14 protein-coding genes are annotated in these 14,601 nt (G+C 60.7%); 12 read left to right on the top strand and 2 right to left on the bottom strand.

Annotated elements, in window-relative coordinates:
• Positions 1–71: 71 nt before the first annotated feature.
• Entirely contained in the window at positions 72–437 is a 366-nt protein-coding gene (secG, locus tag ABHV46_RS00125; protein WP_438382194.1) for a preprotein translocase subunit SecG, read from the bottom strand.
• 34 nt (positions 438–471) lie between these two features.
• Positions 472–1,221, bottom strand: a complete 750-nt coding sequence (tpiA, locus tag ABHV46_RS00130; protein WP_438382195.1) for a triose-phosphate isomerase — start codon at positions 1,219–1,221, stop codon at positions 472–474.
• Positions 1,222–1,459: 238 nt separating this feature from the next.
• Here tpiA and ABHV46_RS00135 point away from each other — a divergent pair, with 238 nt between their 5' ends.
• The 12 genes from ABHV46_RS00135 to ABHV46_RS00190 all read left to right on the top strand — a co-directional run bounded on the left by ABHV46_RS00135 (position 1,460) and on the right by ABHV46_RS00190 (position 14,565).
• Positions 1,460–3,379, top strand: a complete 1,920-nt coding sequence (locus tag ABHV46_RS00135) for a peptidyl-prolyl cis-trans isomerase (RefSeq protein WP_438382196.1) — start codon at positions 1,460–1,462, stop codon at positions 3,377–3,379.
• Positions 3,376–4,857: an anthranilate synthase component I gene (gene trpE / locus ABHV46_RS00140; protein ID WP_438382197.1), complete on the top strand. Its 1,482-nt coding sequence runs from the start codon at positions 3,376–3,378 to the stop codon at positions 4,855–4,857. The genes ABHV46_RS00135 and trpE overlap by 4 nt, the downstream gene beginning before the upstream one ends.
• A gap of 31 nt (positions 4,858–4,888) precedes the next feature.
• The gene (locus ABHV46_RS00145) at positions 4,889–5,485 is read left to right on the top strand and encodes an anthranilate synthase component II (RefSeq protein WP_438384470.1); all 597 of its coding nucleotides are present in this window, start codon (positions 4,889–4,891) and stop codon (positions 5,483–5,485) included.
• Entirely contained in the window at positions 5,486–6,604 is a 1,119-nt protein-coding gene (gene trpD / locus ABHV46_RS00150; protein ID WP_438382198.1) for an anthranilate phosphoribosyltransferase, read from the top strand.
• Positions 6,601–7,512, top strand: a complete 912-nt coding sequence (gene trpC / locus ABHV46_RS00155) for an indole-3-glycerol phosphate synthase TrpC (RefSeq protein ID WP_438382199.1) — start codon at positions 6,601–6,603, stop codon at positions 7,510–7,512. The genes trpD and trpC overlap by 4 nt, the downstream gene beginning before the upstream one ends.
• A gap of 104 nt (positions 7,513–7,616) precedes the next feature.
• Positions 7,617–8,639 carry a pyruvate dehydrogenase (acetyl-transferring) E1 component subunit alpha gene (gene pdhA, locus ABHV46_RS00160; protein WP_438382200.1) on the top strand — a complete coding sequence of 341 codons (1,023 nt, stop codon included), beginning with the start codon at positions 7,617–7,619 and terminating at the stop codon, positions 8,637–8,639.
• Positions 8,640–8,642: 3 nt separating this feature from the next.
• On the top strand, positions 8,643–9,989 hold the full coding sequence (locus ABHV46_RS00165; RefSeq protein WP_438382201.1) for a pyruvate dehydrogenase complex E1 component subunit beta: 1,347 nt from the start codon (positions 8,643–8,645) through the stop codon (positions 9,987–9,989).
• A 12-nt stretch (positions 9,990–10,001) separates the two neighbouring features.
• Positions 10,002–11,252, top strand: coding sequence for a pyruvate dehydrogenase complex dihydrolipoamide acetyltransferase (locus ABHV46_RS00170; protein ID WP_438382202.1), 1,251 nt, complete (start codon positions 10,002–10,004; stop codon positions 11,250–11,252).
• Between the two features lie 3 nt (positions 11,253–11,255).
• Positions 11,256–12,659 (top strand): dihydrolipoyl dehydrogenase, encoded by a 1,404-nt coding sequence (gene lpdA / locus ABHV46_RS00175; RefSeq protein ID WP_438382203.1) that lies wholly within the window; start codon positions 11,256–11,258, stop codon positions 12,657–12,659.
• A gap of 8 nt (positions 12,660–12,667) precedes the next feature.
• Entirely contained in the window at positions 12,668–13,651 is a 984-nt protein-coding gene (lipA, locus tag ABHV46_RS00180) for a lipoyl synthase (RefSeq protein WP_438384472.1), read from the top strand.
• Positions 13,652–14,113 carry a type II toxin-antitoxin system RatA family toxin gene (locus ABHV46_RS00185; RefSeq protein WP_336945456.1) on the top strand — a complete coding sequence of 154 codons (462 nt, stop codon included), beginning with the start codon at positions 13,652–13,654 and terminating at the stop codon, positions 14,111–14,113.
• Between the two features lie 131 nt (positions 14,114–14,244).
• On the top strand, positions 14,245–14,565 hold the full coding sequence (locus tag ABHV46_RS00190) for a hypothetical protein (protein ID WP_336945455.1): 321 nt from the start codon (positions 14,245–14,247) through the stop codon (positions 14,563–14,565).
• Positions 14,566–14,601 lie beyond the last annotated feature (36 nt).

Genomic DNA, 14,601 nt, shown 5'->3' on the forward strand with positions numbered 1-14,601 from the left:
TCGCGTTCAGAGGGAACGAGAAGAATGCCGCCGGAGCGCTTCTGACGGCAGAATTTTTTCGCTCTGTTGCCTTACTGCTTCGACGGGGCAGCCGGAGCGGGTGCCGGGGTTGTGGTGGCGGGAGTCGTTGCGGCTGGCGTTGCCGGTGCGGCGGGAGCGGTTGCCGCCGGGGCAGGCTGGGCCAGAATGTCGCTACCGGTATTGGAGGACGCGCCGCGGTTGAGAACGGCGAGCAGAAGGCAGAGCACCATGAACACACCAGCCAGAACGGCCGTGGTGCGCGTCAGGAGGTTGGCCGTGCCGCGACCGGTCATGAAAGAGCCCATTCCCTGGCTGCTGCCAATGCCGAGGCCACCACCTTCACTGCGCTGGATAAGAATGACGCCGATAAGAGCAATGGTCACGAAGAAATTGAGAACGAGCAGAAGCGTGGTCATGTCCGGCTTTCAGGTAAACACGATAAATATGCCGTCAGGACGCCAGCGGTAGCCCGGCCTGCGCAATGCCGAGAAACGATCTGGCAGACAGGCTGGCCCCACCGACGAGCACGCCCCCCACACCGGGAACAGCGAGGATGGACGCGGCATCTTCGGGCTTGACTGAGCCGCCATACAGGACACGGGTCGATTTGTCATCCGTTTCCAGATGTTGCGAAAGCGCATCGTGCAGGAAAGCGAGACGCGATTCGATGTCCTGCTGGGTCGCAGCCTTGCCTGTGCCTATGGCCCAGATCGGTTCGTAGGCCAGTATCCCGTCAAAATCACGGGGAAGACATTCTGTAATCTGCTTCGCGAGCCAAGCCTGGGCGAGTGTGTCTTCCTTCTGCTGCTCGCTCTCGCCCACGCAGACAACCGGGCATAGCCCGTGCTCGCGCGCGCGCTGAACCTTGCGTCTGATCAGCGCATTATTTTCATGATGGTGCTCACGTCGTTCGGAATGCCCAAGAATGACATGACTTACCCCTAGGTCGGCGAGCATCTCGGCTGAGATATCGCCCGTATAAGCGCCTTCTGCGTCTGCATGGCAGTCCTGGGCGCCCAAGCCGATGCCGTGTCGTGCGAGCAGTGGGGCGAGGTGGCTCAGCAAGGTAAACGGGGGGGCCAATACGACATCACGCGCGTCACTTATCGGGCCGATTGCGGCGCCGATCTCTTGTGCGAGCTCGGCACCTGTCTGAAGCAGCCCGTGCATTTTCCAGTTGCCGATGATCATCTGGCGCATGATGGTCTCTCCATTATCCGGCGATGGACCTGCATAGCTCAGGTCTTTATGAGCAGGACAGGGGATAACCCTCAAATACGCATCATCTTAATGTCAGTTGTGTCACAGATTTTGTGATCCGATGAGCGCGATGCATTCTCCGTGCCGGGTGGGTGAGGGGCGCCGTCTGGTCAAGAAGAGCGTCAGCTACTATGGTCCTGACCTTCAATCCCTTGCGAATTGCGGATCTCAAGCGCGTATGATTTCGACTTTGCGGCATTTTGTTGTCGATTCCTGGATCGGGCGTGTCATCGCTCTCCTCATATTTCTCGCTTTCGTGGGATGGGGCGTGGGCGACGTGCTGGGGACCTATAATGGTGACCAGGCCGACACGGTCGTGAAGATCGGGACGCGGAGAATAAGCGCGCAGGATCTGGATCGCAGCATTCGCAACCAGCTTCCCGCTATCGCCCAGCAGATGGGCGTGGCCGATCCGTCCCAGCTGACTCCGGCCACCCGCCGCGAAGTCGCCCAGAGCGTTCTCCAACGTCTGTTGGCCCAGAACGAGGTGCTGGCGCTCGCCGATCGCAATGGGATGAAGGTTCCCGATGCGCTCGTGCGTCAGGAAATTTTCGGCTATCGGGTTTTTCAGGGAACGGATGGTCGCTTCGATCGCAAGATTTTCGACGCCAAGCTCAAGCAGATCGGCCTTCAGGAGCGCGCTTTCCTCGACTCGGTGAGAGACGAGCTCGGCGCTCGCGATCTGCTCGACGGGTTGGGCAAGACGATGATTGTTCCTGCCTCAGTGCTCGACCAGCTGCTCGCTTATAATACGCGCCAGTATAAAATCGATCTGCTGCGTCTGGACAGCGCGACCATGGCGGTTCCGGCTGCGGCAGAAGAGGCTCAGCTTCGTCGCTTCTACGACAATCACCAGCCGCAATATCGCTCGGCTGAATATCGCCACGCCAAGATCGTCCTGTTGTCGCCCGATAGCATTGCACGCAGTCTGGTAGTGCCCGATACGCAGCTCAAGCAGCTCTACGATTTCGAGAGTCAAAAATACAACGTGCCAGAGACGCGCGACATCGAGGTGCTGACCGTTCAAGGGCGGGATGCAGCTCAGGCCCTGGCCGCGTCATGGAAAAACAACCTGGACTGGGATGCGATCCAGAAAAGCAACCCGGCAGCGGCTTCTGTCTCCTTCCCTCATGCCCGCGGAATCGATATCCCGAGCCCTGAGCTCGCCAAGGCGGCTTTTGCGGCCTCCGTCAATACGGTTGAGGGGCCTGTCGAAACGCCGACAGGCTGGGTCGTGTTCCGTGTGACGGCCATCACGCCGCCGCACAAGACCGATTTCGAACAGGCCAAGAGCGAGATACGCGACGAAATCGCCCGCTCGCAGGCGCCGCAGCTTCTGGCTCAGCGTTTTGCCTCTTTGCAGGATGCCATTGCCGGCAGCGCCGATCTCGAGCAGGTGCCGACTGATCTGGGTGCCGTTCCCGCACAGGGATCGCTCGACGCCCAAGGGCTGACGAAAGACGGCGAGATGGCCCCGCTGCCTGGTGATGAAGCCACGCGCAAGGCGATCATCGCTCGTATCTTCGCCCAGAAGAAGGGCGAGAAGCCAACCCTCATCAACGGGCCAGCCAATAGCGGCTTCGCGGTGCTCGTTGATTCGATCGAGCCCGGCCATGTGAAGCCTTTCGAAACTGTGCGCGAGCAGGTCGGACATGACTGGCTCAAGGCCCAGCAACTGCATCAGGCCGACGAGCGTGCAACCACGATCATGCTGGCAGCACGCAAATCGGGAGGGCTGGAAAAGGCCGTTGCGGGCACAACCGATGCGGCCACGATGCAAAAGGATCTGCTGATTTCGAGAATCCAGAATGCCGGATTGCCTTCGGCATTGCTCTCTGAAATCTTCGCAACAGCGCCGGGCAAGACCGGCATGATCGCTGTGGGCGACGCGCTCTATGTGTTCACTGTGACCGGCACCGAGGCGGCCAGTCCCGAGAGCACGAAGGCACTGCGCGATAACATGAAGGGCCAGCTCGAGCAGACGCTTCAGTCCGACGTGCCCCAGGTTTTCGTGCACAGCCTTGAAAGCGAGATCAAACCTGTCCCGAACATGGCGGTCCTGCAGCAGGTCATGAGCGATGTGGCAGGGCAGCCATGACAACCGAATTTCTCTACAGTATCGAGGCCGCCGACCTTCTGACGCCGGTCTCTGCTTTCATGAAGCTTTCTTCTCTCGTGCCGCACACGGGCGAAGGGCGACCCTACCGGCTGCTTTTCGAGAGCGTGGAAGGTGGGGCCACCAGAGGACGGTATTCGGTCATCGCGCTTCTGCCCGATCTGGTCTGGCGCTGTGCTCACGGCGTGGCATCTGTCAATACGGCACCGTTCGAGCCGGGCTCCGTGTTCACAGAGAGCGCCGACAAGCCCCTGGTCTCGCTACGTCGCCTGATCGAAGAAAGCAGGGCGGAACTGCCGGAGGCTCTGCCGACCATGATCGGCGGCGTCTTCGGTTATCTTGGCTACGACATGGTGCGACAGATGGAGGTGCTGCCCGACGCACCGCCGGACGATCTGCACCTGCCAGACGGCGTGATGATGCGCCCAAGCTTGTTCGCCGTGTTCGATTCGGTGCGCGATGAACTCTATCTCGCTGTGCCGATGCGCGAGGGCGGGTTGTCCCGTGTGGCCGCGCAGGGTTTGCTTGATCGCGCCCGCGCTGCACTGGTCGAGGCCCCCCTCGACAGCGCCTTTACTCTGGCAAAAGGCACAGCGCTTGAGGCGCCGGTCTCGACCGTCTCTGCCGAGGCGTTCATGGAGAAGGTGCGCAAGGCGCAGGATTATATCGCTGCGGGCGACGCCTTTCAGGTCGTGCCTAGCCAGCGTTTCGAGACGGCATTTCCGTTACCTCCTCTGGCGCTTTATCGGTCCCTGCGTCGGGTCAATCCGGCGCCATTCCTATTCCTGGTCGAGATGGACGGGTTTTCGCTCGTTGGCTCCTCGCCGGAAATTCTCGTACGCCTGCGTGAGGGGGCCGTCACCGTGCGCCCTCTGGCCGGAACGCGTCCGCGTGGCGTCGATCGTGAGGCCGATGAGCGGCTCGAAGCAGAGCTTCTGGCCGATCAGAAGGAGCGCGCCGAGCATCTCATGCTGATCGATCTGGGCCGTAACGATGTAGGCCGCGTGGCGCGCATGGGGTCGGTAACGGTCCCGTCTTCTTTCGTGGTCGAACGCTATAGTCACGTCATGCATATCTCCTCGACGGTGCAAGGCGTCATTCGTCCGGAATGCGATGCGCTCGATGCGCTCTCCGCCGCTTTCCCTGCCGGGACGCTGACGGGTGCGCCCAAGATCAGGGCCATGGAAATCATCGACGAGCTGGAAGTCACCCGTCGCGGGCCTTACTCCGGCTGCATCGGCTATATCGGCGCCGATGGCGACATGGACACCTGCATCGGGCTGCGCATGGCGATTCTGCATCAGGGTCGGATGTATGTGCAGGCGGGTTGCGGCGTCGTTGCCGACAGCGATCCGGCGAGCGAGGAAATGGAGACGCGTCACAAGTCGCGAGCGATATTCCGCGCTGCGGAGCTGGCGGTTCAGCAGGCCAGTGATGCAGCGGAATGTAACCGAATTTGACCTTCACCCGAGACAACGCCATCTTGATGCCATGATATTGCTGATCGACAACTACGACAGTTTCACGTTCAACCTCGTCCATCATTTCGGGGCGCTCGGCGAAGCCTGCGACGTCTGGCGCAACGATGCGCTTTCGGTGGAAGACGCGCTGGCGCTCAAGCCCGAGGCTATCGTGATTTCGCCTGGTCCGTGTTCGCCCAACGAGGCCGGGATCTGCTGCGCGCTGATCGAGGCGGCAGCGCCGACCATCCCTGTTCTGGGTGTCTGCCTGGGCCACCAGGCCATTGGTCAGGTCTTCGGCGCCAGCGTCGTGCGTGCTCCGCGTCCGATGCATGGCAAGGTCGATGCCATATCGCATGACGGCACGGGCGTGTTTCAGGGGCTTGCGAGCCCGACCCAGGCCACGCGCTACCATAGCCTCACCCTTGCGCCGGAAACTATTCCTGGCGATCTGATCGTCAATGCCCGTTCGGCAGACGGTGTGGTGATGGGCGTGCGGCATCGTGCGCTTGCCGTGCACGGCGTTCAGTTTCACCCGGAGAGCATTGCTTCCGAGGACGGTCAGATGATGCTGGCGAATTTTCTCAATATCGCCCGGGCAGCGCGTCAGAAAAGGCAAGCGGCCTGAATGGAGAGTCATGCTGGCGCCTTGACCAAGACGTTGCGTCATCTCGCCGAGGGCAGGCGGCTGACGCGCGAAGAGACCGAAACCCTTTTCACGCAGATCATGCAGGGGGCTGTTCCCAGCGAACAACTCGCCGCGATCTTGATGGCGCTGAGGCTGCGGGGCGAGACGGTCGATGAGCTGAGTGGCGCCGTGCGTGCCGTGCGTGCCTGTATGACGAGTCTCCCCTTCGCACCCGAAGAGGCGATGGATGTCTGCGGCACGGGTGGCGACGGGCTTGGCACACTCAATGTGTCGACGGCAGTCGCTTTCGTTCTGGCGGGGCTCGGCGTGCCGGTTGCCAAGCATGGCAATCGCGCGCTCTCTTCACGCTCAGGGGCCACCGACACGCTCATGGCACTCGGTATCGCGCCCTGTGACGATCTTGAGGAGCAGACAATGCGTCTGCGTGACGGGCATCTCGCCTTTCTGGCTGCTCCATTGCATCACCCTGCCATGCGCTTTGCGGCTCCGGTAAGGACGACGCTCGGCTTTCGTACTATTTTCAACCTCATCGGGCCGCTCTGCAATCCGGCGCAGGTGCGCCGCCAGATGATCGGTATCTATGACGAGCGCTGGCTGCGTCCCGTTGTCGAGACTATGGCATCGCTCGGTGCCGAGCGTGTCTGGGCCGTGCATGGCGAGACCGATCTCGGCGGGAGCGACGAAATCACGCTCGCCGGTGTGTCCCATATTCGCGCCTGGGACGAGGGGCGCTTTCTTGAACTCGTGCTGACACCCGAAATGGCCGGTCTGTCCCGTCGCCCGATCGCCGATATCGCCGGGGGCGATCCTGCCCACAATGCTGGCAAGCTGCTCGATATGCTCTCCGGTCAGGAGGGGGCATATCGTGATACCGTGCTTTTGAATGCGGCGGTCGCTCTTCACGTTGGCGGGCGCTCGACCATTCTTGAAAACGGCACGATCGTCCCCACTCTTCTCCGCAGAAACGTCGAAATCGCGGCAAATGCCATTGATAGCGGGCTCGCCCTCTCGGCGCTCGTTTACGCCCAGCAGGGTGCTCCCCGACCTGCCGAACCGGCTCGCTCATCCTCTCCGATCCACACGTCAGGATTAACATGACCGATCAATCGTCCACACCGACTCATGACACACCTTCCGGCTATCCGGATGTGCAGGTGCCGGGCACGATCGTGCAGGAAGATACTGCTCTTCCCGTATCGGGGCGCGACATGCCCGACGTGCTGGCCCGTATCTGTGCGCGAACCCGCATCGATGTAGAACAGCGCGCGCTCATCATGCCGCTCAAGGAAATCACGGCGCGTGCCCGTGAGGTGAACGTGCCGACGCGTGGCTTCGGTCAGGCGCTCAAACAGATGGCTGCCGACCAGCGTGTCGGTCTGATTGCGGAAATCAAGAAGGCTTCGCCGTCCGCGGGTATCCTCCGCCCCGATTACGACCCGGTTGCCATCGCGAAATCCTACGAGGCGGCAGGGGCGATCTGCCTTTCGATCCTGACCGAGGGATCGTGCTTCCACGGTTCGATCGAGGATCTCAAGGCGGTCAAGGAAGTCTGCCCGCTGCCGATCCTGCGCAAGGACTTCATTCTCGAGCCCTGGCAGGTCCATGAAAGCCGGCTGATTGGCGCCGACTGCATTCTGATCATTCTCTCGGCTCTGACCGATGCCGAGGCTGCCGAACTGATCGCTCTGGCGCGTGGGCTTGATCTCGATGTGCTCTGCGAGGTGCATGACGAGGCAGAGCTGAACCGGGCTCTGGCGCTCGATACCGCGCTGATCGGCATCAATAATCGCAATCTGCGCAGCCTCAAGACCGATCTGAACACTACGGCCAGACTCGCCCCGCTCGTGCCGCCCGATCGCATTCTGGTTTCGGAAAGCGGTATTCGCACGCTCGAAGATGTGAAGCGTGTTGGCGAGGTAGGCGCCAGTGGCATTCTCGTTGGAGAAAGTCTCTTGAGAGAAGAAGACCCCGGCCATGCCGCCCGTCGACTTCTCGGAACACTCTAACGCACATATTAACAGCTTAGGTTGTGGACTTGCGCAACGGGACTGGTAAATACCGGACCCTGAATTGCGCATGGCGCCACAGTCAGGCTCAGGAGATACTCAGCATGTCCGGCAAAGCCCATAAGGGGGCGGCTCAGCCGCTCGCGGATCATAACGGACCGATCCTGCCATTGGAGACCGTTCGTACGGCATATCGCGATATGCTGTTGCTCCGCCGTTTCGAGGAAAAGGCCGGACAGCTTTACGGCATGGGCCTCATCGGCGGCTTCTGTCATCTTTATATCGGTCAGGAAGCGGTCATCGTCGGCATGTCGCTGGCCATGAAGCCGGGCGACAAGATCGTCACTTCCTATCGCGACCACGCCCATATGCTTATGATGGGCATGAGCCCCGGCGGTGTGATGGCCGAGCTGACCGGACGCAAGGACGGTTATTCGCACGGCAAGGGCGGCTCGATGCACATGTTCTCGCGTGAGAAGAATTTCTACGGCGGCCATGGTATCGTCGGTGCGCAGGTGGCGATCGGCACGGGTCTGGCTTTTGCCAATAAATATCGCGGCACCGATGAAGTGGGCGTGGCTTATTTCGGCGAAGGCGCAGCCCAGCAGGGTCAGGTCTATGAGAGCTTCAACCTCGCCGCCTTGCACAAATTGCCCTGCATCTATGTGATCGAAAACAATCGCTACGGCATGGGCACCAGCGTCGAGCGTTCCAGCGCCGCCGCCCATGACCTTTCCCAGATCGGTGCCCCTTGGAAGATCCCCGGTCGGAAGGTCGACGGTATGGATCTGTTCGCCGTGCATGAGGCGGCTCAGGAAGCCGTCGCGCATTGCCGAGCAGGCAAGGGGCCTTTCCTGCTCGAGATGGAAACCTATCGTTATCGCGGTCACTCGATGTCCGACCCGGCGCGCTATCGCGACCGCTCGGAAGTCGAGGAAATGCGCCGCACGCGCGACCCGATCGAAGCGCTGCACAAGCTGCTGTCCGAAAAGGGCACCAGCGACGAGGCGTTCAAGGAGATCGATGCCGAGGTGAAGCAGATCGTCAATGACGCTGCCGAGTTCGCCCAGAACAGTGCCGAACCCGATCTCTCTGAACTTTGGACCGATATTCTGGTGGAGGCGTAAGTTATGGCCGCTCCTGTTCTCATGCCGGCTCTTTCGCCTACCATGACCGAAGGCACGCTTTCCAAATGGACGGTAAAGCAAGGTGACAAGATCAACTCGGGCGATGTGATTGCCGAGATCGAGACCGACAAGGCGACGATGGAAGTCGAGGCCGTCGATAGCGGTATCATGGCGAAAATTCTGGTGCCGGAAGGCTCGGAAAACGTCGCTGTAAATACGCAGATCGCGATCATCGCCGAAGAGGGCGAGGATATCTCGGCGCTCGAAAACGGTCCTGCCGCGGCCCAGACCGCGCCAGCCCAGACGGCTGTTGAGGAAAAGGCCCCTCAGAAGCCGCAGGAACTGGTGGCAACGCCGGATCGCGAATGGGGAGAGACCTCGGTCATTACCGTGCGTGAGGCGCTTCGCGATGCGATGGCCGCTGAGTTGCGTCGCGATGAAGACGTGTTCCTGCTCGGTGAGGAGGTCGCGCAGTATCAGGGCGCCTATAAGGTCAGCCAGGGTCTACTCGATGAATTCGGCGAAAAGCGCATTATCGATACGCCCATTACCGAGCATGGCTTCACCGGCATGGCTGTCGGCGCGGCGCTGACGGGTCTCAAGCCCATCGTCGAATTCATGACGATGAATTTCGCGATGCAGGCGGTCGATCACATCATCAATTCGGCAGCCAAGACGCTCTACATGTCGGGTGGCCAGATGGGTTGTCCTATCGTGTTCCGAGGCCCCAATGGTGCCGCTGCCCGCGTGGGGGCCCAGCATTCGCAGTGCTATGCAAGCTGGTATGCCCATGTGCCCGGGTTGAAGGTGGTAGCGCCCTGGTCGTCAGAAGACGCCAAGGGCCTGCTGCGTGCGGCCATTCGCGACCCGAACCCGGTCATCGTACTCGAAAACGAAATCCTCTACGGTCAGAAATTCCCTTGCCCTGTGGATGAAGACTTCATCCTGCCCATCGGCAAGGCGAAGATCGAGCGTGAGGGCAAGGACGTCACGCTGGTGGCGTTCTCGATCATGGTCGGTGTGGCGCTCGAAGCCGCAGCCAAGCTGGCCGAGCAGGGGATCGAAGCCGAGGTCATCAACCTCCGCACCATCCGACCGCTCGACACCGAGACGATCATCAACAGCGTGAAGAAGACGAGCCGCATCGTCTCCGTCGAGGAAGGCTGGCCCGTGGCCGGTATCGGCGCCGAGATCTGCGCCGTGGCGTGTGAACAGGCATTCGATTATCTCGATGCTCCGCCTGCGCGTGTCTGCGGTCTCGATATTCCGCTGCCTTACGCTGCCAATCTCGAAAAACATGCGCTTCCGCAGCCTGACTGGGTGGTGGACGCGGTTCGCAAACTGTTCTGAGGGGCTGCGACCATGGCTACCAATATCCTGATGCCCGCACTTTCGCCCACGATGACCGAAGGTACGGTCTCACGCTGGTTGAAGAAAGAGGGCGACAAGGTGAAGTCCGGCGATCTGATCGCCGAAATCGAGACCGACAAGGCGACGATGGAAGTCGAGGCCGTTGATGAAGGCATTCTCGGGCGTATCGTCGTGCCGGAAGGCACCGAAGGGGTGAAGGTCAATTCCCCCATTGCCATTCTTGTAGAGGAAGGCGAAACCGTCCCCGAACTGGCCGAGGCCGCTCCGGCGAAAACGGCAGAGCCTGCCCCGCAGACGGCACGCCAGAACGAGGCTCCGAAAGCGCCAGCTGCCCCGACCGCATCGTCACCCACCTCCGCTCCGGCGCCTGTGGCGGGCAAGCGCGTTTTTGCCTCGCCTCTCGCGCGCCGCATCGCTGCCAAGAAGGGCCTCGATCTGTCTGGCGTAAAGGGCACTGGTCCGAATGGCCGTATTCTGCGTCGCGATGTCGAGAACGCTCAGATCGCTGCGCCTGCGAAGGCCGAAGCTGCAATCGCCGCACCGGCAGAGGTCAAGCGCGTTGCCAATTCGACCATGCGCAAGGTCATCGCGCGCCGCCTGAGCGAGTCCAAGCAGAACGTGCCGCATTTCTACGTGGCCGTGGATATCGAGCTTGACGCGTTGCTTGCACTGCGTGCGCAGCTCAACGCAGCTTCGCCGAGCGAAGGTGAGGGGCAGTTCAAGATCTCGGTCAATGATATGATGATCAAGGCTGTGGCGCTTGCCCTGCGCAGCTGCCCAGGTCTGAATGTGCAGTTCACCGAGGCTGAAACACTGCATTTCCCCGATATAGACATATCGATGGCGGTTTCCATTCCCGATGGTCTGATCACTCCGATCATCCGTCAGGCCGACCGCAAATCGCTGCGCGACATCAGTGCGGAGGCGCGCGATCTGGCCAAGCGCGCGCGTGACGGCAAGCTGAAGCCCGAAGAGTTTCAGGGTGGCACGTTCTCGATCTCGAATATGGGCATGTTCGGCGTACGCGAGTTCTCAGCCATCATCAACCCGCCTCAGGCCGGTATTCTGGCCATCGCGGCAGGTGAAAAGCGCGCTGTCGTGCGCGGAGACGAGCTGGCGGTTGCGACCGTGATGACGGCCACGCTCTCCGTTGATCATCGTGCAGTCGATGGGGCGCTCGGCGCCCAGTGGCTGAACGCGCTGCGCGACATCGTTCAAAACCCCTATCGTCTGGTGATCTGAGCCATGGACAAATTCGATCTGATCGTCGTTGGCGGCGGTCCGGGCGGGTATGTCGCCGCCCTGCGTGCCGCACAGCTCGGCAAGAATGTCGCTGTTGTCGAAAGCACCCATCTTGGCGGTATCTGCCTCAACTGGGGCTGCATCCCGACCAAGGCGCTGCTGCGCGCCTCTGAGCTGAACCACCAGCTGCATAATCTGGCGGAATTTGGTTTCAGCGCGGAGAAGGTGAGCTTTGACCTTGAAAAGGTCGTTGCCCGCTCGCGTGCCGTGTCGCGTCAGCTCTCACGCGGCGTGTCTGGCCTGCTCAAGAAAGCCAAGGTCAAGGTTTATGATGGCCGAGCCAGACTGGCCGGGCGTGACGGAAACGCCCATGTGGTGTCGGTCACCAAGGATGGCGCGGAACTGACGCGCATTGCGGCCCCCGATGTCATTCTGGCGACAGGCGCCCGCGCCCGTCATTTCCCCGGGCTTGAGCCCGATGGCGAGCTGGTCTGGACCTATCGCGAAGCGATGGTGCCCAAGGAACTGCCCAAGCGTCTGCTTGTCATCGGTTCCGGGGCGATCGGTGTGGAATTTGCGTCTTTCTATCGCAATATGGGCGCGGAAGTGACCATTGCCGAAGTCGCCGACCGCATCATGATCGCCGAAGACGCCGAGATCAGCGCCATGGCGCAGAAATCCTTCGAAAAGCAGGGGATCAAGGTGCTGACCGGCGCCAAGGTCGGCCCGCTGAACAAGAAGGATGGCACGGTCTCCACCCAGATCGTTACGGCCTCTGGCACGCATGATCTCGTGGTCGATAAGGTCATTCTCGCTGTCGGTATCGTTGGCAATATCGAAGATCTCGGTCTGGAAAAGACCAAGGTGAAAATCGACAAGACGCATATCATCGTCGATGAGTTCTGCCGCACGGGTGAGCAGGGACTCTGGGCTATCGGTGACGTGGCGGGTGCCCCCTGGCTGGCGCATAAGGCGAGCCATGAGGGCGTGATCTGCGTCGAGAAGATCGCCGGGCAAGACCCCGAGCCGCTTCATCCCCTCAACATTCCGGGCTGTACCTATAGCCGTCCGCAAGTGGCGTCTGTCGGGCTGACGGAAGAAAAGGCGAAAGCGACAGGGCGCAAGCTCAAGATCGGACGCTTCCCGTTCATGGCAAACGGCAAGGCACTGGCCATGGGCGAGCCCGATGGCCTGACCAAGACCATTTTCGACGCCGAAACCGGCGAGTTGCTCGGCGCGCACATGATCGGCGCCGAGGTGACGGAAATGATCCAGGGCTATGTGATTGCGCGCACGTCCGAGCTGACCGAGGCTGAATTGAAGGAGACGGTCTTCCCGCATCCGACCATCTCCGAAACGATGCATGAATCGGTCCTTGCAGCCTGGGGTGGAGCGCTCCACTTCTAGTCATGACCATGCAGCGCATCACCATCGATCATCGGAAGCCGGGCTCGCTCCGTCATCCTGAGAAGGCCAACCGGCCCGACAACCCTATCCAGCGCAAGCCAGACTGGATCAGGGTCAAGGCGCCCAACAGCCCTGTCTATCAGGAGACGCGCAAGCTCATGCGCGACAACAGGCTGGTTACGGTCTGTGAGGAAGCGGCTTGCCCGAATATCGGTGAGTGCTGGTCGCAGCGTCACGCGACCATGATGATCATGGGCGAGATCTGCACACGCGCCTGCTCCTTCTGCAATGTCACAACCGGCATGCCCAAGGCCTTGGACGCAGACGAGCCCCAGCGTGTCGCTGAAGCTGTCGCCAAGCTCGGATTGCGCCATGTCGTGATCACCTCGGTCGATCGCGACGATCTCGCCGATGGTGGTGCGCTGCATTTTGCCCAGACCATTGCCCGCATCCGTGATGCCTCACCCACAACCACCATCGAAATTCTGACTCCTGATTTCCTGCGCAAGCCAGGGGCGCTCGAGGTGGTCGTCAAGGCGAAACCCGATGTTTTCAATCACAACATCGAAACCGTGCCACGCCTCTATCCGTCGATCCGACCGGGCGCGCGGTATTTCCAATCCGTTCGTCTGCTGGACGATGTGAAGGCGCTCGATCCGTCAATCTTCACCAAATCCGGTGTGATGCTCGGTCTTGGTGAAGAGAAGATGGAGGTGGCGCAGGTGATGGATGATTTCCGCATTGCCGATGTCGATTTCATCACCATGGGCCAGTATCTGCAGCCTACCCCCAAGCATGCCGGTGTCGCAAAATTCGTAACGCCGGACGAATTCGAAGAATATGCCCGTGTGGCGCGCGCCAAGGGCTTCTTGCAGGTGAGCGCCAGCCCGCTGACGCGCTCTTCCTATCATGCCGATTCCGACTTCGCTGCGCTCAGAGAGGCGAGGCAAAACAGGCTGGGGCTCGATCCGCTTCAGTCGGAGAAACAGTAGATGCCCACCCATGCCGAGCAACGGCTGATCGCTTACAGTCCTGAACAGCTTTTCGATCTCGTGGCCGATGTGGGTGCCTATCCGCAATTTCTCCCGTGGTGCGTCAAGGCTACGATCAAATCCAAGACCGAGCAGGAGCTGGTAGCCGATCTTACTGTGGGTTTCGGGCCATTTCGCGAAACCTTTACCAGCCGCGTCTCGCTTGAGCGCCCCAATCGTATTCGTGTGCGATACGAAAAAGGGCCGTTTCGCTATCTGAACAACGTCTGGACCTTCACCCCTGACGCCCGAGGCTGTCTCGTCGATTTTTTTGTGGATTTCGAGTTTCGTTCACGCCTGCTTCAGAATGCGATCGGTGTCGTATTTAACGAGGGTGTGCGTCTGATGGTCTCGGCTTTCATCAAGCGTGCCCGTGATATTTATGGTGTCTCTTCCCAGCCCGGTGCCGTTATTCGCGACTGATCACGCGCTCGTTTTTTCAAAGCTGCGCAACCGCACCGCTTTCGTTACGTTCTGAGGTCATCGAGAGGTTCCGTTCTGGGCAATTCGCCTTTACGGGGCTTCCAGATTTGAGACTATCGGAAGGAAGAGACATGAAGTTTTCCAAGCTGTGCGCCACCCTGACGGCCGCTACCTTCGTCGTTGCGACCCCGGCTTTCGCCAAGCATGCACCGCACAAGGCTCATGCCAGCAAGAGCGAAATGCACAAGAAGGGCGCCAAGGCCGCCAAGGGCTCTGAAGCGACCGAGGATCTGAACGCCCGCAGCCTGCAGCAGGCCCAGACGCCGGTTCCCGTAACGGCTCCGATGTCAGCGCCCGCCGCCAGCGCAACCGCGCCTGCGCCGGCTCCGATGCCGATGGACCCGTCGATGAAAATGCCGTCCTCCACCATGCCGGCCAGCTCGGGCCAGTAAAAGGCGCGAGTCCTTTCGGACGCGGCTTCAAGCCTG

Origin of the sequence: Asaia sp. BMEF1, from assembly GCF_051628905.1 — a bacterium.
GTDB lineage: Bacteria > Pseudomonadota > Alphaproteobacteria > Acetobacterales > Acetobacteraceae > Asaia.